Raw genomic sequence first — 22,865 nt, 5'->3', positions numbered from 1 at the left:
TCTTCTCCTCCTTTTCGTTCCACCGCTCGTCTACGTCTCTTGCCAAGTGATGTTGCCCTCAAGCAGGGTCAAGACCGGCCAGCCTTTGACTTTCCAACCGGCAAAGGGGGTGTTTCGCCCCTTTGATTTGAATGTGGCGGGATCGATTTCACGCTCGTTTTCCAGATCGATCACCGTGATGTCCGCCGTTTTTCCTTCCGCCAATTCCCCGTACGGCAACCCGAAGATTTCGGCTGGTTTCCGGGTCATTTTGTCTACCAGCTCGGAAAGGGTCAATATTCCCTTCCCCACCAAGTGGGTATATAACAACGGGAATGCCGTCTCCAAGCCCACGATGCCAAACGGCGCTTTTTCCATGCCCCATGATTTCTCTTCCGCCGTGTGCGGCGCATGGTCTGTTGCGATGATATCGATCGTGCCGTCCCTCAAGGCCTCGATCAGCGCCTGGCGATCCCTCTTGGAGCGGAGCGGCGGGTTCATCTTCCACATCGCGTTGGGTTCCGGGATATCCTCATCACACAGCAATAAGTGGTGCGGAGTCACTTCCGCCGTCACTTTTTGCCCCCGCGCTTTCGCTTCCCGCACCAAGCGAACCGATTGCTCCGCACTGATATGGCACACATGGTAGTGAACCCCGATATCCTCCGCCAGCAGGATGTCACGTCCCACATGGATCGCTTCCGCCTCGGATGGGATGCCTTTTAACCCATGCTTCGCCGCGAATTCCCCGTGATGGACACATCCGCCTTTCGCCAGCGTGTCATCTTCGCAGTGCGCCACCACGGGCAAGCCCAGCTGATGGGCGCGGCGCATGGCATCTTTCATCATTTGGCTGCTCTGCACCCCTACGCCATCATCCGTTACCGCGAACACGCCCGCTTCCTTCAATCCTTCCATGTCGGTCAGCTCTTGGCCCAGTTCTCTTACTGTGATCGCGCCGTAAACCAGCACGCGCGCCAAACCGGCTTCCTCGGCACGGTCAAGCACTTGCCTTACCGTCTCCGGGGAATCAATCACCGGGCGCGTGTTCGGCATGCAAGCGATCGTGGTAAATCCGCCTTTCGCCGCGGCCATGCTGCCAGTTTTGATCGTTTCTTTCTTTTCAAAGCCGGGCTCACGCAAGTGGACGTGCATATCGATCAAGCCAGGCACCACCAATTTGCCGGCCACATCGATCACTTCGGCTTCCGGATCGGTGACGGTTTCCGCAATCGTTTGGATGAGGCCGTTTTCAATCAGAATGTCCCGCCCGATGAGGTCCCCTGTGTGCGGTTCGAGCAATTTTCCGTTTTTTATGATGGTTTTCACGCTTCTTCCCCCTTCAGTGCGCGTTCCAGTAAGGCCATGCGAATCCATACCCCATTGGCTTTCTGTTCGAAGATCTTGGAGCGTGGATGTTCCACCACTTCATCAGCCAACTCGACGCCCCGGTTAAATGGACCCGGATGCATGATGATGGCGTCCGGTTTCATCAAGTGAAGGCGATCCAGCGTCAAGCCGTATTGTTCATGGTAATCCAGATTTGATGTGAAAAGATGCTCATGATGCCGTTCCAGTTGCACCCGCAGCATCATGACGATATCCGCGGTTTCCAGCGCTTCGGCAAATGGCACATACGGGGCATCTTGTTCACATTCGCGGTCACGCATCACTTCCGGTCCGCTCAAAATGACGTTGGCACCGAATCGCTTCAAGGTCCACAGGTTGGAGCGAACCACGCGGCTGTGGGCGATATCCCCGATAATCGCAATGGTCTTGCCCGACAGATCACCGACATGCTTCAACATGGTGTAAAGATCCAAGAGCGCTTGAGTGGGGTGGGCCCAGTGACCGGCTCCGGCATTTATGATTTTGCACCCCACTTCTTGTCGCGCCAGTTCTTTTACCGCCTCGGGGTCTGAGTGCCGGATGACGGCCACTTCAATGCCAATGCGGGATAAGGTCTTGACGGTGTCGTACAGGGACTCGCCCTTGGTGGTGCTGGACGCATCAGGGGTGAAATTCACCACTTCCATCCCCAACTTCTTTTCGGCCACTTCAAACGAAAAGCGTGTGCGCGTGCTCGGCTCGAAGAACAGATTGGCCGCAAACCGCCCGCGATAAGGATTCATTCCCGGCCGCCAGTTATCTTCCCAATACTGCGCGCGAGCCAAAATAGCTTTCAGCTCATTCATGCTGAGTTGACTCGTATCCAACAAGTGCTCGCTTTTCCACTCCTGTGCCATCAAAACCATCGTATCTCCCTCTTTCTGTCAAAGTGTGGAGGAGCGGGTCCCCGATCTGATTTCAATACGGGTTCAAGCTGCTTTCACTTCTTTCGCATCGGCTTGTCCTTGTTTGGGCAAAATCAAGTTGAGCAAAATCCCCACGACGGTGGCCAGGGCCATTCCTTCCAGCTCCAGATGAATGTCGGCAAAGCGGAGCACCGCGCCGCCAATCCCGATCACCAACACCACGGCGGCGATGATGAGATTGCGCCGATCTCCCAAATCGATGCGGTGTTCAATGAGCATGCGCAATCCGGCCGAAGCGATGATCCCGAACAAGAGGATGGAAACCCCTCCCATCACCGGAGTCGGAATCGTTTGGATGAGCGCGGACAACTTGCCGATGAAGGCAAAGCTCATGGCCAGTACCGCCGCGCCCCCGATCACCCAGACGCTGAAGATGCGGGTGATCGCCATGACGCCGATATTCTCACCGTATGTGGTGGAAGGAGGTCCACCGATCAAGGCCGCCAAGCTTACCGCGATGCCATCTCCCAGGAGGGAGCGATGCAATCCGGGATCCCGTGTCAAGTCACGTTCCATGATGTTCCCTGTCACAATCAAGTGTCCTATATGCTCAGCCAGTACGACCAAGGTGATCGGCAGCATCACCAGGGCCGCATGCCAGGAGACAACCGGCTTGGTAAATTCCGGAACCGCAAACCATGCGGCTTCCTTCACGGGTGTAAAATCAACCATCCCCGCCGCGATCGCGATCAGGTAACCCCCGATGATCCCGACTAAGATGGGGATGATATTCAGAAATCCTCTGAAGAAAAGGCTGGCGATAATCGCGATGGCCAAGGTGGACAAGGCCACCAAGAAGTTTTCCAGTGAGTAGGCGTGAACCGTCACCATCCCTTGACCAGGGTCTACCGCTTTGATCGTGCCTTGGATACTCTGCCATTCTTGTGCCGTTTTGGGCATCGCTTGAACGATATCTTTTTGGCTGGCCATATCCACCGCTGTTCCGGCAAGGGCCAGTCCGATGACGATGACCACCGAACCGATGACCACGGGTGGCAACAGTTGGTCCAGCCATTTTACGCCATACTTATAGACGATCAGGGCCACCAGTCCGTACATGATCCCGATCGCAAAGCAACCGAACAACGCTTCTCCCATGTGTTGGCCGCCTTGTGAGACGGTCAGGATCGGAACGATAAAGGCGAAGGAAGAACCCAAGTAGGCGGGGATTTTTCCTCTGGTCACAATCATGTAGGCCAGCGTGCCCATCCCGCTTGTCAACAAGGCAATCGCCGGGTTTAATCCTGTCAAGATCGGTACAAGAATCGTCGCGCCGAACATAGCAAACAAGTGTTGGAAACTGAGCGCGATCCAAGTATGCCATGCCGGGCGTTCATGCACATCCATCCGTATCGTTTCTTTCATTTCGTTCACTCCTTTTCAAGTTGCATAAAAAAAGCGCCTCTTTTGCCCGCATGGCAAAGAGACGCAGTACACCCCTGTAATGACAGCGTGATTTCCGCGTTCCCTTTGCCGGCCTCACGGGACCGAATTAAAAGGGACAAGCTTATCTGATTGTGATGCTTACTTGATCTTCTCCTTGATCCACTTCACTCAAAGAGACGGAAACCAGTTCCGACCGGGAAGTGGGCACGTTTTTGCCGACATAATCCGGCCGAATCGGCAGCTCACGATGTCCGCGATCCACCAGTACCGCCAATTGGATCATTTGCGGTCTGCCCAGATCAATCAAGGCATCCATCGCCGCGCGTACGGTACGGCCCGTATAGAGCACATCGTCGACCAAAATCACCTTTTTGCCGATGATGTCTGGCACATCTGTTTCTTTCACTTTTGGGTGTTCATGCTTTTCCGTCAAATCATCCCGATACAGCGTAATGTCCAGCTCACCGATGGGCAACATCTTTCCTTCAATATGGTGAATCCGTTTCGCCAAACGCTGAGCGAGGTAAGCCCCCCGCGTTTTGATTCCAACCAGGATGCAATCATCAACGCCTTTGTTGCGTTCAAGAATCTCATGCGCAATGCGGGTCAGAGCCCGGCGAATCGCCGCTTCGTCCAAAATCACTTTTTTTTTATCCATTCCATCCTCTCTCCTTATCCAACATAGGACGTAGGGAACGAGCACAAAAAAAGCTTCTTGCCCATCGCTGGACAAGAAGCACTTAGAGGATATACTTCACCCGTTAATAACCGTGCCCTTGCCAGCCTCTCTGGACTGGATTTAAAGGTTCCCTTCACTCAACATGTATTATGCATCAACTGGAAGCAGTTGTCAACGGGAAATGTTTCTATTTCATCTTCAATGTACGAATCAACTTTTCCATATCCGGCGGAAGTTCCGCTTCAATGCGAATCCGCTCCCCTGTGCGGGGGTGGGTGAATCCGATCACCTGTGCGTGCAAGGCTTGTCCTTCAATGGCATACACATTTTTTTTCGGCCCATACACGGGGTCGCCGATGAGCGGGAACCCAATGTATTTCATGTGGACGCGAATTTGGTGGGTTCTCCCGGTTTCCAAGCGGCACTCCACCAACGAAGCCTCTTTAAAGCGCTCCAGCACGGAAAAGTGCGTGACCGCATGTTTGCTGTTTTTGTGGATCACCGTCATCCGTTGGCGATGAACGGGATCGCGGCCCAAAGGAGCGTCGATGGTGCCGTGCTCATGCGGAATCACGCCATGCACCACCGCCACATACACCCGGTCGACGGAGTGTTCCTTTAATTGCTCCACCAATGATTGATGGGCCAAATCGTTTTTGGCCACCATCAATAAACCGGAGGTGTCTTTATCGATTCGATGAACGATCCCCGGGCGTGCCACCCCACCGATGCCGGAAAGTTCTCCCTTGCAATGGGCCAGTAAGGCATTGACCAGCGTTCCCGTATTGTTTCCAGCCCCCGGATGTACCACCATCCCGCGCGGCTTATTGACGACGATCACATCATGATCCTCATAGCGGATATCCAGCGGGATCGCTTCGGCGGCAACCTCCAATTCGGCGATGGGGGGCTCGTCAAACTCCACCCGTTCACCCAGCTTCAAGCGGTAATTGCTTTTCTTTACTTGACCATTCACGCGGACGAAACCATCGCGGATCCAATCTTGTACCCGTGCCCGCGACCATTCTTCATGAAAGGATGGCAGGAACTTATCCAGTCGTTCCCCTTCATACTCTTCCGTGACTTCCCATTCGTGGTGTTCCACTGTATCCATTGTTTCTTCCATTAAGAGTCCCTCGCTTCAGACAACGATTCATTCGGTTCAACCGTGGGGCTGATTAGGGTCAAAATCACCAACACGATCACACCGACCACAATCGCTGAATCAGCAACATTAAAGATCGGAAATTGATAAGGGCCGAATTGGAAATGCAAAAAATCGACCACTTCCCCGCTCCGCAAGCGGTCGATCAAGTTGCCGATCGCACCGCCCAATATCAACGAAAATGAGAAAGACATGAGGGGGCGCTCATGTTTCAGTTGCCATAAATAATACAGCACAAAGCCGATGACAATAAAAGTGATGATGATGAACAACCACTGCTTGTTTTGCAAAATGCCAAACGCGGCTCCGCGATTCCGATGAGAAGTGATGAAGAAAAAGCCTTGAATCACCGGAATCGACTCATATAAGTTCATATGGTGAAGCACCAGCCACTTCGTCCATTGATCCATGATTAAAATACCAAGTGAGGTAAAAAAATATCTCAACTGTCTTCCTCCTGTCTCCCACAGTCGAACAGTTATGCCATTTCCATCTGATTGTAGCACAGGGCAAACTGTGCTAACAAGTTGAGACAATCCATTTTACCCGATAAAGTCTCGGTCCATGTCGCGCAGGATTTCTTCCTTGTCTTTTTGGCTATACGCCTGATTGTGCGTGATCTCGGTGATCTCCCCGGTCTCGCCGCTGAGATCGGTGATGGCAAAACCTTCAACCAGATCGATATAACCACGTTGCTCATTGTGATCCACCGTCAACTCATTGTAGCTGCGCCCTTCGGCAAAATAATCAGGCGGGTTGGAAGTCCCGTATTGCTCCACTTCCTGCCATGCATCCTCTCCATCGTAAAAATTATAATCACTTTCATCGTGATTGTGATGACCCGGTTGCACGACAAATTCCTCCACCGGGCGTTTGGCGGAGACATGGGGATGCGGGCGGTGCTTCACGCAATACTCGGCGGTCGGCACCGCTTCCAATCGCTCAAATGGGATGTCTTGGCCACATTGTTTGCAGACTCCGTATGTCCCTTGATCCATCCGCTTTAATGCCGCCTCGATCTCTTGCAGATGGCGCTCATCCGCTTCGTTTAACGCCAAATCCTTGCCGCGTTCATACATTTCCGTGCCCAAGTCGGCGGGATGGTTGTCATATCCTGACAACTCCCCCACCGAGGCGTTCATCGCCGTCTCCATCCCATAATGGTCATTGTGCGCCACCCGTTGGTCAATCTCCTGTTTCTCTTGCAGTAACTGTTGTCGCAGCTCGTTCAGCTGTTGCTTATTCATGACGATACCCTCCCATCCAATCAAACCTTTTCCTATTTCTAGGCTGTCCCGAGTCGCTGGAAAATCATCTGGAAAACTGAGGAGGCAACCGCCTGGTCATCGAAACACATGAACGAATAGCACGATTCGATGTTTTTCTAATTATTTTCAATTCATTTGATTTTTAATAAACCCTTCCCAAAACGCTTTATTACTGTTATGCTTTTAGGCAATGAAGCGAAAGGATGGACTCACATGAGCACTCAATTACAAAAAAAATTGCTGCCTCGGCATGTGCAAATGATGGCTCTCGGTGGCGCGATTGGCACGGGCATCTTTCAAGGCAGTTCCGAAACCATCTCCGCCGCTGGCCCTGGTGTCGTCATTGCTTATCTCGCGGCTGGGGGACTCCTCTTCATCGTGATGAGCGCATTGGCGGAAATGGGTCTGGCCATGCCCGGTCTCGATCTGCGCGGGTTTATCCATCGCGCTTTCGGCTACCGTACCTCGTTTGTTGTCGGTTGGCTCTACTTTACCCTCTGGATTATCGTTATGGCATTGGAAATTGTCGCCGCCGGAACCTTTTTGCATTATTGGTTTCATCATGTGCCGGTCTGGATGCTCAGTTTGCTCTCTGCACTCTTTATTATTATCATCAATCTTTTCAGCGTGCGGTTATACGGTGAAATCGAATATTGGCTGACTGGCATTAAAGTGATTACCTTGGTTACGTTTATCTTTTTAAGCGGCGCACTGATATTCGGGTTCATTCCCGTGGACAATCCGCCATCAGTCAGCAATCTGACCGCCCACGGTGGATTTATGCCGCTGGGTTGGATGGGTGTCTTCTCTTCCTTGCTCGTCGTGATCTTCTCCTATGGCGGAACCGAACTGGTCGGGCTTACCATCACCGAAATGAAAGATGCGGACAAAACGCTTCCCAACGTATTAAAAGGGGTGATCTTCCGCATTTGCATCTTCTACGCTTTGCCGATTCTGCTGATCACCATGTTGGTTCCATGGAATGAAGTGGGAAACCAAGGAAGTCCCTTTGTGCAAGTGCTCACCGCCGTTGGGATGAAAGGCGTGGCCCATGTGATGAACTTCATCATGTTGACTGCGGTCATCTCCGCAGCCAACTCAGGCATGTACGCCACCTCGCGCATGATTTATTCCCTTTCGAAGGATGGGGAAGCGCCTGCCCTGTTCACTCGCGTCAATCAGCAAGGGGTTCCTGTATTCGGGCTGATGATAAGCGTGGCCGGCCTTCTCTTGGGCTCTGTTGCGGCCTTTATCGCTGAAGACTCCGTTTTCCAGTATCTGATGGGCATTCCCGGGCTCACGACTTTGCTCCTCTGGATCCTAATCTGTTTGGCCCAATTGAAATTGCGCTCCACCTATGCGGAACAATTGAATTACCGTGTTGCTTTCTTTCCTTATTTAACCGGATTGACCATTGTCACCTTGCTCACCATCTTCGCCTTCATGCTGGCTGACCCCAAAAACCTGGTCAACAATACGATCTTTTTCACCGTTGTGATTATGCTCATCCTGATCTCCTTGTTCATCAAGCGAGAACCAAAACCGCAAACCAGTCAATAATGCGCAACACGCACTCCCTTATCGAAGGAGTGCGTGTTTTTATGCATGAAATGGGCCCCGCGCTTCGAATCGCAAGTCGTTATGGCTAGGGCGTGTCTGATAAATATGTCGGCGGCTCCAAAACCGTTTTCTTTTTGCCCGACAATACGGCCAACCGCGGACAAAAACGAATGCCTGTTCATTCAATTCAGCTTGCATCATCTTCGTCTTCCGCTTTTTTAAACAACTCTATCATTTCTGAATCCGCCATCCACCCAAACAAAAAAGAAAAGGCTCCATGTTTTCACGGAGCCTTATTGAAAGGACAACTTATTCAGCCTTTGTCTCAGGATAGTGTTCACGTACAATGGTCGTGCAACGGTCACATAACTCCGGGTGGTCGTCATGAGTGCCGACAGAAGGCAGGATCATGCGGCAACGGTCGCATTTCTCCCCATCGGCCACCCGCACTTCCACGTGCAAACGGGCTTCTTTGCTCACCGCCGCAGAGGCTGGTTTCAGTTCCACCTGCGATACGATGAAGAGTTGATCCAGTTCCTCGCATTGGGCCAAGAGAGCGGCCACATCCTCAGCGGGAGTTAGCACCACTTTCGCTCCCAGCGAGTTCCCGATCAATTTCGCCGCACGCGCCTCTTCCAAGGCCTTTAAAACAATATCGCGCAGATCAAGCAGTTGATCCCACTTGGCTTCCAACGCTTCATCCACATAAGCGGGGTTGCTCACTGGGAAATCGGCCAATTGCACGCTGATCTCCGTCACACCGGGAACATGCTTCCACACTTCATCCGCCGTATGTGGAATGATTGGGCTCACCATAGCCACTAAGGACAACAGCATTTCATAGAGCGCGGTTTGCGCGGAGCGGCGCACCGGAGCGTTGACAGGCAGCACATATAGGCGGTCTTTTAACACATCGAGATAGAATTGGCTCAGGAATACGTTGCAGAAGGTATGGATATCCACATACACTTGGTGGAAATCATACTCGTCATATCCCTTGGTCACACGATCGATCAATCGTTGCAACTTCAGCAAGGCATAGCGATCCAACTCAGTCAGTTCGCTGAATGGAACACGATCGGTCGCGGGGTCGAAGCCATGCAAGTTGCCAAGCAAGAAGCGGAACGTATTGCGCAATTTGCGATACACTTCGGCAATCTGCTTCAAAATTGCGTCAGACAAGCGCTGATCCGCTTGATAGTCGCTGGACGCAACCCATAACCGCAGGATATCCGCCCCGTACATGTTGATCACCTTGGCTGGCTCGATGGTGTTGCCAAGCGACTTGGACATCTTGCGTCCTTCCCCATCCATCGTAAAGCCGTGGCTCAGCACTTGCTTGTACGGCGCTTTCCCTTTGGTGGCCACCGCGGTGGAGAGGGAGGAGTTAAACCAACCGCGATATTGGTCGGAACCTTCCAGGTACAGATCGGCTGGCCAACTCAGTTCATCCCGTCCGTCCAACACCGCCATATGGCTGGAACCCGAGTCAAACCAAACATCCATCGTATCCGTCTCCTTGCGGAATTCCGCACTCCCGCAAGCCGCACAAGTTTGGCCCTCTGGCATCAGTTCCTGCACATCTTTGGCATACCAAGCGGAAGAACCTTCTTTTTCAAACAGGTTGGCGATGAACGCGATGGTCTCTTCCGTGATATGAGGCTCCCCGCATTTCTCGCAATAGAAGATCGGCAATGGCACACCCCAGATCCGTTGCCGGGAGATGCACCAGTCACCCCGATCCTTAATCATGTTATGGATGCGAAGTTCTCCCCAGGAAGGTGTCCACTTGACTTGCTTGATTTCGTCCAACATCGCCTGACGGAAGCCGTCGACCGACGCAAACCACTGTTCCGTCGCCCGGAAAATGATGGGTTTCTTGGTGCGCCAATCATGCGGATATTGGTGCGTGATGAAGTTTAACTTCAGCAGATAGCCCAATTCATCCAACTTCTCTGTAATCGGCTTATTGGCATCATCATAGAACAAGCCTTCAAAACCAGGTGCCTCCGCCGTCATTCTCCCTTTGCCGTCAACCGGGCACAACACATCCAAGTTGTACTTTTTCCCCACTTGGAAGTCCTCTTCCCCATGACCAGGAGCGGTATGCACGCAACCGGTACCCGCATCCACCGTTACATGATCCCCAAAGACGATGGGACTTTCCCGATCATATAATGGATGCTGACAGATTACGCCCGCCAAATCGCTTCCTTTATATTGGGCGACTGACTCGTACTCCGTGATCTCCGCCACTTTCATCACATCGTCGACCAATGCGGTGGCCATGAGCAGTTTGCGCTCGCCCACGCGGACCAAGCTATACTCCAGCTCCTCATTTAAACAGATCGCCACATTGGCGGGGATCGTCCATGGCGTGGTCGTCCAGATCACCACAAAAGTGTTCTCTTCAGGCAATACCCCATTCCCTTGTTTAACCGGGAACATCACATAGATGGAAGCCGAACGCTTGTCATAGTATTCGATTTCCGCTTCCGCCAACGCCGTTTCCGATGTGGGGGACCAATAGATCGATTTCTTGCCGCGGTAAATATGGCCTTGTTTGACCATTTCGCCAAACACGCGGATTTGTGCCGCTTCATACTCAGGTTGCAAGGTGATGTATGGGTTTTCCCAATCCCCGCGCACACCCAATCGCTTAAACTGCTCTTTTTGTTTTTCCACGAATGATAGAGCATACTCTTTGCATTTCTCGCGAAACTCCACTGGGTGGACACCGCGACGGTCCACTTTTTTCTTGGTCACAACGGCATGCTCAATCGGCAATCCATGGGTATCCCAACCAGGCACATAAGGAGCATAAAATCCTTTCATCGACTTATAACGGGTGATGAAGTCTTTGAGCGTTTTGTTCAGCGCGTGCCCTATATGGATGTCACCATTGGCATACGGGGGTCCATCATGCAGGATAAAGCTGGGGTTTCCTTTCCGTTTGTCCAACACTTGCTGATAGATATCGATTTCTTCCCACCATTTTTGCATTTCCGGTTCTCTGGTTGGGAGATTTCCACGCATCGGAAAATCTGTTTTCGGTAGATTGACCGTTTTTCCATAGTCTGCCATCTTATTGCACTCCTTCTATGCTATGCTATTTTCATTTTATCTCTGTCTTAATGAATTTGTGCACGAACCCAGAGCGACTCCACTTCCTTTGACGGAGATTTCCCGTTCCATCGCACACCTCGTTTTTCACCCAATAAAAAAAACCTTCTTCATCCCCTAGGGACGAGAAGGTTTCCCGCGGTACCACCCTACTAGCTTTGTGCCCTGGCTCAAACAGACAACAAAACGACTTGCTCATCCGTAACGTGAATGACGCGGTCGACCTTACTCCAAGTTCAGGTGACAGTTCCAGGGTGATTTTCGATAGACACTCGGATTAGGCTTACACCATCCCTAATTCGCTGAAACACGAGCCCTTCTATCTACTCTTCCCTTTCCTTACCGTTGACCCTATTTCATTTATTTGATCTCATAGAACGTTGGCAAGGTAAGCAATGAAATGATTAGAACATCGCTTTTTTCTTTAATGTGCGGGATTTTCTACGCAATTCCCGGCGTGGCTCTTCATCTTCATCCATATAAGTGGCAGCCACTTCATCCAGCATGCTGTTGTCCATCATCGAAGTGTCTTCCATGTTGTGGAACTCGTTGCTGTGATATTCTTGAGTCGAATGGAAGTCTTGTCCCGTATGGAAATCTTGTCCTGTGTGGAAATCTTGTGTCGCATAATCTTGATATTCATGGGTTGGTTGATCCAATAAAAGCTCCGCTGGTTGGCTTTCGGCATATTGTTCGATCTGTTTGCCTTTATCCTCCAAGCCTTGCTCCAGCTCCTCCAAGGACTCCCAATCAGAGTTCTCCAAGATGTCCAGATGGGATTGCACCAATGTACGGAAACGGGCACGATAGACAGTCGCTTTTTGCTTGAGGTCAAGCAACTCGCTGTGAATGGCGCGCGCTTTTTGCAACGCTTCGTTGATAATGCGGTCTGCGTTTTTCTCCGCTTCTTGCACGATCAACTCGGCTTCTTTCTTCGCGTTCAAGCGAACTTCTTCGGCTACTTCTTGAGCTACCCGGATCGACTTGTGAATGCTTTGTTCCATCGAAGCCAATGTGGCTGCTGGCGGTTGCATTGGCATTGTTTCTGGGTAACGCGGCATCGGTGGTTGCGTCGGCTGTGGTTGCACTTGCTGAACGGGTTGCACTGGTTGTGGTTGCGGTCCCGTTTGGAACATGGACTCGCCTTCCATCAAGCGCTCGATTTCCGCCTGCAACTCTTCCACTTGTTGCTCAAGTTCCAGCTTCTCACGGGTCAGCAATTCAAAATCTTTGATAATCTGATCAAGAAAATCATTTACTTCATCTACATCATATCCACGGAATGATCTTTTAAACTCTTTATTGTGTATATCGTAAGGCGTTAGCGGCATCATCCGCACCTCCTGGATAAATTGCAATCTCTTCTATTCGACAATATTACCAGATATCCTCCCGAAATTCTATAAGCGGCCTCCAAAAAAGGCTTGACACTTATTCAAACTTAACCAAGTTCATCCAAATGCGCCCTTTTTTGGTATTGCCGCCAATACTTTCGACGAATAACCGGCCAAATCCTCTAAGTGAAAGCAGATCCCCTTCCGCAACCGCAAAATCAGGTTGATCTACCATCTTAAAATTGGCTTTACACTTACCACTTTTAATAAGTTGCGCTACCTTTGCCCTAGAGATCCGAAATCCTTCAGCAAGTACGGCATCGATGCGTAGAGAAGCAACCGTAACTGTGTGTACCCTCTTCTTTTGTGTGGGAAGAGCCAGTTCATCGCGAGTAATCGTTCTTATGTTAACATGCTCACGCCCAATTTGTCCAACTTGCATAGAGATCAGCTCCCCTAGTTCCGACGCGACAACTAAGTCGCATCCGGCGTCGTGAGGAAGGATATCTCCAAACTTTTCCCGCTTAATCCCCAGTCCCAAGAGTGCTCCTAAGACATCGGGATGTTCCAGTTTCTTTCCACTATTTGCTTCTATGCGCAAATAACCAAGCCCAAATAGAGTGAGATCTTCAGCAACATAATCGGGTGCGATCAAGACGCGCTGGCGCTCCGCCTCTTCATATCCCCCGTCCGACCAGAGGTTGAGATCCGGTTCGCGCCGCACCACCATTTTCACAATCTCCCGTTCGCGTGGATCGAGAAAGTTCGTCAACACCGTTTGATGTTTGTGCGCCACTTTCCATGCCCAGTCAAGCGCGCGTTCAACCAGGAACCGCTCTTCCGGGCGAAAGTGCATGAATAAAGCTTCGTTGTCTTGTTTCACCTTTTTCAAATCACCCAATCCAGTATCGTCATGATGCCGACTTCGATGAAGTGGAGGGCGAATAACGCCACGATCGGAGAAATGTCGATAAAGCCGATCGGCGGAATGAACCGTCGAAAGATGGAGAGGTACGGCTCCGATAAGCGCGAGAGCAGTTTACCCACTGGTGATTCATATACTTGTGGCAACCATGATGCGATGATGTAGATGATAAGCACAAAACGATAGATCGTAAATATTGTATTGACTACTTGAAATGTCAACATGAGCCTTTAGTCACCTCAAATCCTTTAGCTCATCATCTTTTAGGAAATCCGTAATCGTACCCTGGATATCCACATTAGCCGGGGTACAGATGAAAATATTATTGCCTAACTTTTGTATATTTCCCCCTAAAGCATATACGGTCCCGCTCAAAAAGTCGATAATGCGCACCCCTTGATCGCGGCGCACAAGTTGGAGATTGACAACAACTGGACGATGGCTTTTCAAGTGATCTGCGATTTCGGGAGATTCTTCATAACTGCGGGGTTCAAACAAGACGAGGCGGATGTTTTTTTGCGTATGCAATGAGACGATGTTGCTCCTTCCTTTTAGCGGTGGGCTCGTCCCTTCTTCACCATCAAACTCATCCTCTTCAAACTGCCCGTCTTCTTCGCTCACACCGAAAAAGCCCATGATTTTCTCAATGAAAGTCATTGATTTCGCCTCCTTTAAAGGCTACCGTCCCCGTTTGCCTCCTCCAACTAGCACAGATCCAAGCCGGACCCATGTAGCCCCTTCTTCAATCGCAATGTCAAAATCTTGAGACATGCCCATAGATAAATGAGGCACACGTAAACGGGGCTGGTCTAACCGTTGTAATTGATTTTGCAACCGCTTCAGTTCACGGAAGACCGGACGCACTTCCTCTGGATTTTCCGCAATGGGCGCCATGGTCATCAAGCCAACAATCTCAATAGTAGAGTAATTCGCCACTTCTTTCGCGAACTCTTCTAATTCTTGCGGAGAAATTCCGTGCTTGCTCTCTTCCCCCGCCACATTCACCTGCAAAAAACAGGATAGCGGTTCCGCTTCTTTTTGACGAACCCGGCGATCGATCTCCTCCGCAAGGGAAATGCGGTCAAGCGAATGCAAATATTGAAAGCGGCCTATGATCTCTTTCACTTTGTTGCGTTGCATATGCCCGATAAAATGCCAAGTTCCACGGTCACCCAACGCTTCCCATTTTGGCACGGCATCTTGAACCTTGTTTTCCCCCACATGATTCAAACCCAAATCGAGCATTCGGCGGGTATCCTCAACATCACTGTATTTCGTGACGGCCACCATTTGAATCTCACGCGGATCACGACCGGACCGCCGGCAAGCGGCTTGTATGCGCTCTTGCACCTTTTTCCAACGATTACCAAATTCGTCCATGAGAATCACCTTTCCTGCTTTCCGATCCAAGCGACCATCCGACCCGTTTTGCCCTTGTCCCGACGATGGGAGTAAAAGTACTGATGGTCACAGCTTGTACACCATTTGCTTACCGTTATATGTTCAGGCAAAATCCCCGCTTGCAAAAAAATTTCCGCATTGGCCGTTTTTAAGTCGCATTGCCACCTGCCTGGAATATGATTTACCGCAATCCGCTCCATCGCTTGCGAATCGGCGATCACCTTCCGCATCGGCCCAATCACGTGCTCATCGACTTCATAACAACAAGGCCCGATGGAGGGACCGATGGCAACCAAGATCTCTTCCGGCTTCGCGCCTTGTTCGCAAAAACGTTTAACCATTAGGGAACCGATTTGCCCCACCGTCCCTTTCCAGCCGGCATGGGCAACACCGATAAGGTCAAGTGTTGGATGATAGAAGTACAAGGGGACGCAATCCGCAAAATAGGCAGCCAATAATACGTCTGTCTCACTGGTGAAGAGGCCATCCGTATCTTGAAAAGCAGTCTCCCGCCCTTCTTTTCCCTTGCCGCGATCCGCTTGGGTCACATGTTCAATATGTACGCCATGCACTTGTTCCGCGCATGTCCACGCAGCCAAAGCAAATCCCAGCTCCCCGCTAAGCTGGCGGCGGTTCTCAATGACTTGGCGTGGCCGATCCCCAACATGGAGTGCATAGTTGCGACAGTCGGCATCTTCGTCCGCTCTTCGCGCACTAAACCCGACGGTGATGTGCGGGAATTGATTTTGCCATGAGGTCAATGAAAAAATAGGCACATTGGTATCATGGTATTGAAATGGTTCCATACACTCCCCCCCTTCGTATCATATTACCATATCTTTCATCGTCAACAAAGTTGGAGGTCACTCCAAAAGGAAAAGCGTCTATCAGAGTGGGCGTTGTTTTGTTTAAGCGAAAGGGAGAATCGACTTAAGTCCCCACTTAGTCGTTAGGTCCCTTTCTTGAACTGGCTTTTAGTTAATTCAATTTGTGCCTCGTCAGGCAAAAAGTAACCCTGATGCCCGCCGTTCTCCTCCAACCGGACCAAAATCACATCCGACCCGATTTTCACAATTTGCCGCCACGGGATCACCCATTCGTGCCCACTGCTGACAAAGCCAAACCACTTGCTTTCCCCCGGTACGACGATCGCATTAATCACCCCGCGCCGCAAATCCAAATCCAAGTCATAGATTTGACCCAATTTGCGACCATCCGCAATGTTTACGACATCTTTCGCCTGCAACTCCGAAATTTTCATGTCGTCGCCTCCCCTCTCCGAACGCAGGTTTCTTTTTATATATATGTGGGTTCCGGTGCAAATGTACAGCCGAATTCAACACAAAAGCCCAATCATGAAGATTGGGCTTGCGGACAACCTTTGATTTATTCTTTATTCAATTGGTTTAATTAATAAATCTATTCATTTGGGATATGGCAGCTTTCTCTAAGCGAGAGACTTGAGCTTGTGAAATGCCGATCTCTTCCGCCACTTCCATCTGAGTCTTGCCTTCGAAGAAACGCATGGATAAAATTATCTTTTCCCTGTCATTCAATTTCCCCATCGCTTCTTTCAAGGCGATTTCTTCCAACCATTGGGCGTCTTTCGTCTTCTCATCACTCAATTGATCCATGACGAAAATGGGATCGCCCCCATCCTGATACACTGGTTCAAACAAAGAAACAGGATCTTGTATCGCATCGAGTGCGAAGACCACATCTTCTTTCGGTACATTCAAAACACGTGAAATTTCCAAAATCGTGGGTTCACGTGAATGTTGATTAGTCAATGTATCTCGAACTTGCAGCGCTTTGTAAGCAATGTCTCGCAGTGAACGCGATACGCGGATCGGGTTGTTATCGCGTAAATATCTTCTGATTTCGCCAATAATCATGGGAACGGCATAAGTAGAAAATTTTACATTCTGGCTCAGATCAAAATTGTCAATCGCTTTCATCAACCCGATGCAACCCACCTGAAACAGGTCATCCACGCATTCTCCTCTATTGTTAAAGCGTTGGATCACGCTCAATACCAAGCGTAGATTGCCATTGACCAGTTGTTCGCGCGCTGAACGATCACCCGCTTGCAGCTGTTGAAACAACACCCGCATCTCCTGATTTTTGAGAACGGGGAGTTTGGATGTATCAACGCCACATATCTCCACTTTGTTTCGCGCCATGAATTCCCCTCCTCAGGATGGAACTAATCTACATTATGTCCTGAGGATGGAAATTTATAATGAGAAGGAAATTAAACCATTTTATTGAATTCTTTACGCAATCTCTTAATAATTCTTTTCTCCAATCGAGAAATATAAGACTGAGATATCCCAAGCATGTCAGCGACATCCTTCTGGGTCTTCTCTTCCCCGCCATTTAAGCCAAAGCGGAGCTCCATGATTTTCCGCTCGCGGTCTGATAGATTTGAGAGGGCGGTGCGTAAAATCTTTCGATCCACCTCATCTTCTATATCGCGATAGATCGTATCATTTTCTGTGCCCAAAACATCTGACAACAATAGCTCATTGCCATCATAATCTGTATTGAGCGGCTCATCAAACGATACTTCTGAGCGAATTTTATTATTGCGTCGCAAGAACATGAGGATTTCATTTTCAATGCACCGGGATGCGTAAGTGGCCAATTTGATTTTTTTAGTGGGATCAAAGGTATTGACGGCCTTAATGAGACCAATCGTCCCAATCGAGACCAAATCTTCGATATGAATCCCCGTGTTTTCAAACTTCCGCGCAATATATACAACCAATCGGAGATTGCGCTCAATCAGCATGGCCCTTACGGCGGAATCCCCACCCGGCAATCGTTCCAATAAATGCTCTTCTTCCTCCCGGGTCAGGGGCGGAGGCAATGCCTCACTTCCACCAATATAATAAACCTCTTCCCCTTTCAAACCCATTTGCATGAGCAGGCGATACCAAAACAATTGGACCGCCAGTCTCCACTTAACCAACATCCTCATACCCCCCCAACGATTTTTTCTCTCCCTTCCTTCGGCTCCAGAGCGTAACAAGACGGATGAATAATCGCTTGGTAAGTTCCGTCAGACGAAAGACGTCCGACATCTATACCTATGAGAATTTTCTCAACTTTATGCCAATCCTCTTCCTGCAAAATTTCCACGTAATCCGGTTTAATTGCGATCATCATCTCATTGTTTTTTCCCGCTGCCCGGTAAGGGACGACCCGGATTCTTCTCATCCAATCCGCGGGAAGCCGGCTCCAACCTTCTTCCCAATCATGTTGGAGTAGCATCTGTTTCAGCTCTTCCGGAAACCACTCTTTCAGGGACTCCAGTTCCACGATCATCACAGGTGTCCGTGTAATGGGATCACGCAGTTGATTCCCTGTATCAACCAAACCCGTGCATTCTTTCTGGTGCTGGGCCAGATGAATCCGAACTTGGGTCAGATACTGTTGCACTCGCTGATTTTCCTTTAACGACCCCAATGAGAGCTTGGTGTACAGCCATACAAGAGGAAAGCCAAACAAAATGAGTGCCCACGACACCGGAGACCCCCATCCTTCCGCTGTCCGCGTAAAGAAAATACCTCCCGCCACCTGGCTGTCTCCCGTCATCACATAATGGAAAGCAATCATCGCTCCTCCGGCGACAAAGCATACCAGATAAAAGACGCCGAGATTGCGGAAATAGGCCAAGGGATGATGAAATCCATACGCCATCCACACCATCACCAACGAAATGAGGATTTTGACAGGGAAAAAAAACGCCAAGGCAAATTGGGGCCATAGGTGCAACATGGAATAAGCGCCTCCCAACCCCGCGGCGAAAAGCAATCGCCAAATTTTGGCCGGTTGCTTGCGAATCCCCGCCGTTAACCACAAGAGCAGAAAATCGATGGTTCCGTTGAGGAGGAAAATCATATCGGCATAGACAACCATGCTTTTCCCCCTTCTGTATGAAGTGAGATCAGTATACCTCAAGCCTTTGATCAAAGTCTGTCACATCTTGCATTGGTTCTTTGGCATCTTTCGTCGAATGGCTGACATTTATAGTGGATGCGCAAAAACAATATTGGCAGCGTAAAAGCCAAACATCCGGAGCGTGCTTCTCTTGGTCCACACCGTTATCGAACATGTGTTCGCTTGAAAAGCTGTGGTCAAAGCCCTTTGGTTTCGGAAAACCTCAACGGAAATAAAAAAGAGATACCCTTTGGGTATCTCATCCACTTGCTTTTTCACTTCTATTTATTTTTGCGGTTGCGCAAGAAGGTCGGCACTTCCAAGTGACCGTATGGATCAATAAAATCATTGTTGTTGTTCGGCTTCGTTTCTTTTTCCACCCGGCTGAACGGGGAGAAGACCGACTCTTCTTTTTGCGTTTGCTGGTTTCCGAAGATCGGTTTGTTCGATTTGGGTGGTTGCACCGATATATGTTTCTCTTGTTGCTCATGATCAAACCCCGTCGCGATCACGGTCACCATAATCTCATCTTTTAACTCTTCATTGATTACTGCACCAAAGATCATATTCACTTCTGCATGGGAGGCTTGCGTCACAATATCGGCCGCTTCGTATACTTCATATAAGCTTAGGTTGGTTCCACCCGTAATATTCATTAAGACTCCACGCGCCCCATTGATCGATGTTTCCAAAAGCGGGCTGCAAATCGCCTTTTTCGCCGCTTCGGCCGCGCGGCTCTCGCCTGTCGCCGAACCGATTCCCATCAAAGCGGAACCCCGTTCGGTCATGATGGTACGCACATCGGCAAAGTCCAAGTTGATCAAGCCAGGAACCGCGATCAAATCGGAAATCCCTTGAACCCCTTGGCGCAATACATTGTCCGCTTCACGGAATGCTTCCAACATGGGGGTATTCTTATCCACGATTTCCAGCAAGCGGTCGTTGGGAATGACGATTAGGGTGTCCACATTCTCCTTTAAAGAAGCTACGCCTTGCTCCGCTTGACTCGCCCGCCGTTTGCCTTCAAAGGTAAAGGGTTTGGTAACCACCCCGACCGTGAGCGCACCCAATTCGCGGGCAATCAATGCGATTTCAGGGGCCGCCCCTGTGCCTGTTCCACCACCCATGCCAGCGGTGACAAACACCATGTCTGCGCCTTTCAGCACGTTTTCCAGTTGTTCCCGGCTTTCCTCTGCCGCCTTCTTTCCAATTTCCGGCTTCGCGCCCGCCCCCAGGCCTCGGGTCAATTTTTCCCCGATTTGCAAGCGGATGGGAGCTTTCGCACGACTGAGTGCTTGGGCATCGGTATTGACCGCGATGAATTCGACCCCTTGCACTCCCGCATCAATCATACGGTTAACCGCATTGCTACCGCCACCGCCAACACCGATAACTTTAATCTGGGCTATTTGTTCCATTTCCAGATCAAAATCCAACATGATCTTGTCCCTCCAATACCAATCTCTACTGATGTAACAAAAATCGAATGACCTAGATGAATTCACTCAACCAACTTTTCACTCTCTCTAACGCAGAAGGAGGTCGCTTTCCTTTCTGTCGTGGGGGGTGAGCGGGTCTGGCACTGGTCGCCTGGAGCACACCGCGTTTCTGTAAATAGTGAATCATTCCCACTCCGCCCGTATAGGCTGGTTCTTTTACACCGATATTTTTTGGAACGGCGATGCGTACAGCTGCCCCCAACTGACTTTGGGCAACATGCAAGATATGTTTTGTCGCCATGACCCCACCTGTCAACACATAGCCTCCGGCGGGCTCATCTGTGAACCCCATCGCTTTAACCTGTTGCCTGATCAAATGAAACATCTCTTCCAATCGGGGCTCGATGATTTGCGACAGCTCCAACTGGGTGACGGTGCGCTCCCTTGTCGTACCGATCGTTTGCACCTGAAATGTTTCATTTACCTCAGCAAAATCTTTGCTGGCCACGCCATACTTGCACTTTACTTCTTCCGCCATGCTCGTCTGTGTTCGCAAGCCGATGGCGATATCATTGGTGATGTATTCCCCACCGATGGGAATGACCGACGTTCCGGCTAAATGTCCATGTTGAAACACCGTCAACGTCGTCGTACCACCGCCAATGTCAGCCACGACCACACCTAGATTCTTCTCATCCGCAGACAGGCAGAGTTCGCTTACCGCCAGCGGTAAGAAAACCATACCCGCAATGCTCAGATTCGCTCGCTCAATGCATCTAAGCAAATTGGAGATAATCGTTTTAGCCCCTGTAACAATGAGTGCATCTACTTCCAAACGGACGCCAATCATCCCATTCGGATCTCGGATATCATCTAATCCATCAACGATGAATTGCTTCGGAACCACTTCGACAATCGCCCGTTCCGGAGGAAGGGCAATCACACGGGCTGCCTGTAATACACGGTCGATATCATGATAGCCTATCTCTCTATCCTCACTTGCCACTGCTACCACACCATGACTGGGTTGCAATGAGACATGATGCCCAGACACTCCGACATAGACTTCCGAAATCTCTATTCCAACCATGCGCTCGGCATGATCTACCGCTTCACGAATGGATTGAACCGCCTGATCGATATTGATGATGGCTCCCTTTTTCATCCCCAGTGAATCAGCTGTTCCAACACCAACAATATGCGTTGTTCCGTCTGGATTGATCTCGGCTACGATAACACGAACCTGTGATGAACCTAAATCCAAAGCAATCACAAAATCTTCATTGCTCAATCCTGGGCACCTCCTTGCCCGAGAAGTCAAACCTGTTTGAATCAAGTGGTCTGTAAGCAGGGATAGGGAGGAAATACTTACAAACCATATTCAACAGCAGTGGGAATTTCCCCTTTCAAACCATTCATTTTTCTTTCTCAAACTTACATATTTTCCCAAAAGTGGCAATATCCTCATTCAGCCTCCGCTTGAAGACGGGGCTTCCCCGACCTCCTGGGCGCAAACCAGATGCTTTCCAGCAAATAGAGCATCCCTGGCGGGTGCTGGTAAAATGAGGGGTAGAATTGGCATTTGGCTGTTATTTCATTTGCCCTAACAAAAATCTGATGTTGCTGGTCACTTTTTATTTCCACTTGTTCCGCATCATTTGCCACTGGGGAAATTGAGATAAATGTTGCGCGAATCGATTCGGGCAGACGGGCAACTTGTTTTACTGCTGATGTAAATGTCGGATTTTTACGAACCCATCCCCTGAAAATCGGTTGTTTTGGCCGATCAGATGTATAGGGGCGCGTGGTTAGAATCGTACCGTTTGAGAGGATGGGCAGGAGCTTTTGATCTTCTGTTTGGAATATTGCAACGGGAGGCCACTCTTCTACTCGTATGTATACCTGATTGGGAAAGGTCTTGTCCACGCTGACCCTTTTCACTTCAGGCAACTGCGTTAGCGTTTGCTCAGCGCGGGATTCATCAATGCTGAAATAGGAAACTCCTTTTTTCATCCGTGTTTTTGCCAATATCTCTTCCGTCGTCACCAGATGTTGACCACTTATGTGGATTTTCTCAATTTTACTTAGCGGTGAACGCAAGAATAGGATAAATAACATTCCCGAAAAAAACACAAAGATGAATACGAACAACCAAGGTGAAGGGGAACGTCTTCTTCCTACCCGTGAGCGAAAGTGCGGAATACGCTCATCCATGGTAGTGGCTCCTTTCCACAACACCAAACGCCTGTCTGTTCTATATATAAACCCATAGTCTTCCCTATATATTACCACAAATATACCGGGTTCACATGATTTTTACACAAAAAACAGAAGCACGGGGGTGTG

The 22,865-nt window shown here is 49.9% G+C and carries 22 protein-coding genes and 1 other annotated feature; of the genes, 1 reads left to right on the top strand and 21 read right to left on the bottom strand.

Annotated elements, in window-relative coordinates; all coding sequences use genetic code 11:
* Positions 1 to 30: 30 nt before the first annotated feature.
* From ACFQNG_RS14780 to ACFQNG_RS14750, 7 genes are all read right to left on the bottom strand, one after another.
* The gene (locus tag ACFQNG_RS14780) at positions 31 to 1,308 is read right to left on the bottom strand and encodes a dihydroorotase (protein WP_379866175.1); all 1,278 of its coding nucleotides are present in this window, start codon (positions 1,306 to 1,308) and stop codon (positions 31 to 33) included.
* On the bottom strand, positions 1,305 to 2,234 hold the full coding sequence (locus tag ACFQNG_RS14775; protein ID WP_379866173.1) for an aspartate carbamoyltransferase catalytic subunit: 930 nt from the start codon (positions 2,232 to 2,234) through the stop codon (positions 1,305 to 1,307). Before ACFQNG_RS14775 ends, ACFQNG_RS14780 begins: the two co-directional genes overlap by 4 nt.
* Positions 2,235 to 2,297: 63 nt before the next feature.
* On the bottom strand, positions 2,298 to 3,659 hold the full coding sequence (uraA, locus tag ACFQNG_RS14770; RefSeq protein ID WP_379866172.1) for a uracil permease: 1,362 nt from the start codon (positions 3,657 to 3,659) through the stop codon (positions 2,298 to 2,300).
* Positions 3,660 to 3,801: 142 nt separating this feature from the next.
* Entirely contained in the window at positions 3,802 to 4,338 is a 537-nt protein-coding gene (gene pyrR, locus ACFQNG_RS14765) for a bifunctional pyr operon transcriptional regulator/uracil phosphoribosyltransferase PyrR (protein WP_379866171.1), read from the bottom strand.
* Between the two features lie 208 nt (positions 4,339 to 4,546).
* Positions 4,547 to 5,473 carry an RluA family pseudouridine synthase gene (locus tag ACFQNG_RS14760; RefSeq protein WP_379866302.1) on the bottom strand — a complete coding sequence of 309 codons (927 nt, stop codon included), beginning with the start codon at positions 5,471 to 5,473 and terminating at the stop codon, positions 4,547 to 4,549.
* 11 nt (positions 5,474 to 5,484) lie between these two features.
* Positions 5,485 to 5,970 (bottom strand): signal peptidase II, encoded by a 486-nt coding sequence (gene lspA, locus ACFQNG_RS14755; RefSeq protein ID WP_379866170.1) that lies wholly within the window; start codon positions 5,968 to 5,970, stop codon positions 5,485 to 5,487.
* A gap of 96 nt (positions 5,971 to 6,066) precedes the next feature.
* Positions 6,067 to 6,771, bottom strand: coding sequence for a TraR/DksA C4-type zinc finger protein (locus ACFQNG_RS14750; RefSeq protein ID WP_379866169.1), 705 nt, complete (start codon positions 6,769 to 6,771; stop codon positions 6,067 to 6,069).
* A gap of 234 nt (positions 6,772 to 7,005) precedes the next feature.
* Between ACFQNG_RS14750 and ACFQNG_RS14745 the strand changes: the two genes are divergently transcribed.
* Positions 7,006 to 8,352 (top strand): amino acid permease, encoded by a 1,347-nt coding sequence (locus ACFQNG_RS14745; protein WP_379866167.1) that lies wholly within the window; start codon positions 7,006 to 7,008, stop codon positions 8,350 to 8,352.
* A gap of 309 nt (positions 8,353 to 8,661) precedes the next feature.
* Here the strand turns inward: ACFQNG_RS14745 and ileS are convergent, their stop codons facing one another.
* The 14 genes from ileS to ACFQNG_RS14675 all read right to left on the bottom strand — a co-directional run bounded on the left by ileS (position 8,662) and on the right by ACFQNG_RS14675 (position 22,733).
* Positions 8,662 to 11,436 (bottom strand): isoleucine--tRNA ligase, encoded by a 2,775-nt coding sequence (gene ileS / locus ACFQNG_RS14740; RefSeq protein WP_379866166.1) that lies wholly within the window; start codon positions 11,434 to 11,436, stop codon positions 8,662 to 8,664.
* A 155-nt stretch (positions 11,437 to 11,591) separates the two neighbouring features.
* Positions 11,592 to 11,824: a binding site (T-box leader), on the bottom strand.
* Between the two features lie 55 nt (positions 11,825 to 11,879).
* Entirely contained in the window at positions 11,880 to 12,806 is a 927-nt protein-coding gene (locus ACFQNG_RS14735; protein ID WP_379866301.1) for a DivIVA domain-containing protein, read from the bottom strand.
* A 100-nt stretch (positions 12,807 to 12,906) separates the two neighbouring features.
* Positions 12,907 to 13,692: a YlmH family RNA-binding protein gene (locus ACFQNG_RS14730; RefSeq protein ID WP_379866165.1), complete on the bottom strand. Its 786-nt coding sequence runs from the start codon at positions 13,690 to 13,692 to the stop codon at positions 12,907 to 12,909.
* A gap of 5 nt (positions 13,693 to 13,697) precedes the next feature.
* The gene (locus ACFQNG_RS14725; RefSeq protein WP_379866164.1) at positions 13,698 to 13,958 is read right to left on the bottom strand and encodes a YggT family protein; all 261 of its coding nucleotides are present in this window, start codon (positions 13,956 to 13,958) and stop codon (positions 13,698 to 13,700) included.
* 10 nt (positions 13,959 to 13,968) lie between these two features.
* Positions 13,969 to 14,391 carry a cell division protein SepF gene (locus ACFQNG_RS14720; protein WP_379866163.1) on the bottom strand — a complete coding sequence of 141 codons (423 nt, stop codon included), beginning with the start codon at positions 14,389 to 14,391 and terminating at the stop codon, positions 13,969 to 13,971.
* 21 nt (positions 14,392 to 14,412) lie between these two features.
* A complete protein-coding gene (locus ACFQNG_RS14715; protein WP_379866162.1) occupies positions 14,413 to 15,114 on the bottom strand; it encodes a YggS family pyridoxal phosphate-dependent enzyme in 702 nt (233 codons plus the stop codon).
* A 5-nt stretch (positions 15,115 to 15,119) separates the two neighbouring features.
* Positions 15,120 to 15,941 (bottom strand): peptidoglycan editing factor PgeF, encoded by an 822-nt coding sequence (gene pgeF, locus ACFQNG_RS14710; protein ID WP_379866161.1) that lies wholly within the window; start codon positions 15,939 to 15,941, stop codon positions 15,120 to 15,122.
* A gap of 143 nt (positions 15,942 to 16,084) precedes the next feature.
* Positions 16,085 to 16,396 carry a YlmC/YmxH family sporulation protein gene (locus ACFQNG_RS14705; protein ID WP_379866159.1) on the bottom strand — a complete coding sequence of 104 codons (312 nt, stop codon included), beginning with the start codon at positions 16,394 to 16,396 and terminating at the stop codon, positions 16,085 to 16,087.
* Positions 16,397 to 16,541: 145 nt separating this feature from the next.
* Positions 16,542 to 17,318 carry an RNA polymerase sporulation sigma factor SigG gene (gene sigG, locus ACFQNG_RS14700; RefSeq protein WP_379866157.1) on the bottom strand — a complete coding sequence of 259 codons (777 nt, stop codon included), beginning with the start codon at positions 17,316 to 17,318 and terminating at the stop codon, positions 16,542 to 16,544.
* Positions 17,319 to 17,389: 71 nt separating this feature from the next.
* Positions 17,390 to 18,112 (bottom strand): RNA polymerase sporulation sigma factor SigE, encoded by a 723-nt coding sequence (sigE, locus tag ACFQNG_RS14695; RefSeq protein ID WP_379866155.1) that lies wholly within the window; start codon positions 18,110 to 18,112, stop codon positions 17,390 to 17,392.
* Between the two features lie 2 nt (positions 18,113 to 18,114).
* Positions 18,115 to 19,059: a sigma-E processing peptidase SpoIIGA gene (gene spoIIGA / locus ACFQNG_RS14690; protein ID WP_379866153.1), complete on the bottom strand. Its 945-nt coding sequence runs from the start codon at positions 19,057 to 19,059 to the stop codon at positions 18,115 to 18,117.
* Between the two features lie 302 nt (positions 19,060 to 19,361).
* On the bottom strand, positions 19,362 to 20,519 hold the full coding sequence (gene ftsZ, locus ACFQNG_RS14685) for a cell division protein FtsZ (protein WP_379866151.1): 1,158 nt from the start codon (positions 20,517 to 20,519) through the stop codon (positions 19,362 to 19,364).
* Between the two features lie 52 nt (positions 20,520 to 20,571).
* Positions 20,572 to 21,810 (bottom strand): cell division protein FtsA, encoded by a 1,239-nt coding sequence (ftsA, locus tag ACFQNG_RS14680; RefSeq protein ID WP_379866150.1) that lies wholly within the window; start codon positions 21,808 to 21,810, stop codon positions 20,572 to 20,574.
* A 173-nt stretch (positions 21,811 to 21,983) separates the two neighbouring features.
* Entirely contained in the window at positions 21,984 to 22,733 is a 750-nt protein-coding gene (locus tag ACFQNG_RS14675) for a cell division protein FtsQ/DivIB (RefSeq protein ID WP_379866148.1), read from the bottom strand.
* Positions 22,734 to 22,865: the final 132 nt, after the last annotated feature.

Source organism: Laceyella putida (assembly GCF_042665195.1).
GTDB classification, from domain to species: Bacteria; Bacillota; Bacilli; order Thermoactinomycetales; family Thermoactinomycetaceae; genus Laceyella; species Laceyella putida.
Note: the sequence above shows the minus strand (reverse complement) of the source record. Positions and strands in the feature narration are given on the sequence as shown.

Excerpts from the sequence above, each read along its gene's own strand:
- ACFQNG_RS14675 (WP_379866148.1), bottom strand. The coding sequence starts at position 22,733 with ATGGATGAGCGTATTCCGCACTTTCGCTCACGGGTAGGAAGAAGACGT.
- ACFQNG_RS14750 (WP_379866169.1), bottom strand. The coding sequence starts at position 6,771 with ATGAATAAGCAACAGCTGAACGAGCTGCGACAACAGTTACTGCAAGAG.
- sigG (WP_379866157.1), bottom strand. The coding sequence starts at position 17,318 with ATGGCGCGAAACAAAGTGGAGATATGTGGCGTTGATACATCCAAACTC.
- ACFQNG_RS14725 (WP_379866164.1), bottom strand. The coding sequence starts at position 13,958 with ATGTTGACATTTCAAGTAGTCAATACAATATTTACGATCTATCGTTTT.
- sigE (WP_379866155.1), bottom strand. The coding sequence starts at position 18,112 with ATGTTGGTTAAGTGGAGACTGGCGGTCCAATTGTTTTGGTATCGCCTG.
- ACFQNG_RS14745 (WP_379866167.1), top strand. The coding sequence starts at position 7,006 with ATGAGCACTCAATTACAAAAAAAATTGCTGCCTCGGCATGTGCAAATG.
- ACFQNG_RS14775 (WP_379866173.1), bottom strand. The coding sequence starts at position 2,234 with ATGGTTTTGATGGCACAGGAGTGGAAAAGCGAGCACTTGTTGGATACG.
- uraA (WP_379866172.1), bottom strand. The coding sequence starts at position 3,659 with ATGAAAGAAACGATACGGATGGATGTGCATGAACGCCCGGCATGGCAT.
- ACFQNG_RS14715 (WP_379866162.1), bottom strand. The coding sequence starts at position 15,114 with ATGGACGAATTTGGTAATCGTTGGAAAAAGGTGCAAGAGCGCATACAA.
- ileS (WP_379866166.1), bottom strand. The coding sequence starts at position 11,436 with ATGGCAGACTATGGAAAAACGGTCAATCTACCGAAAACAGATTTTCCG.
- ACFQNG_RS14705 (WP_379866159.1), bottom strand. The coding sequence starts at position 16,396 with ATGAAAATTTCGGAGTTGCAGGCGAAAGATGTCGTAAACATTGCGGAT.
- pyrR (WP_379866171.1), bottom strand. The coding sequence starts at position 4,338 with ATGGATAAAAAAAAAGTGATTTTGGACGAAGCGGCGATTCGCCGGGCT.
- ftsZ (WP_379866151.1), bottom strand. The coding sequence starts at position 20,519 with ATGTTGGATTTTGATCTGGAAATGGAACAAATAGCCCAGATTAAAGTT.
- pgeF (WP_379866161.1), bottom strand. The coding sequence starts at position 15,941 with ATGGAACCATTTCAATACCATGATACCAATGTGCCTATTTTTTCATTG.
- spoIIGA (WP_379866153.1), bottom strand. The coding sequence starts at position 19,059 with ATGGTTGTCTATGCCGATATGATTTTCCTCCTCAACGGAACCATCGAT.
- ACFQNG_RS14735 (WP_379866301.1), bottom strand. The coding sequence starts at position 12,806 with ATGCCGCTAACGCCTTACGATATACACAATAAAGAGTTTAAAAGATCA.
- ACFQNG_RS14720 (WP_379866163.1), bottom strand. The coding sequence starts at position 14,391 with ATGACTTTCATTGAGAAAATCATGGGCTTTTTCGGTGTGAGCGAAGAA.
- ACFQNG_RS14760 (WP_379866302.1), bottom strand. The coding sequence starts at position 5,473 with ATGGATACAGTGGAACACCACGAATGGGAAGTCACGGAAGAGTATGAA.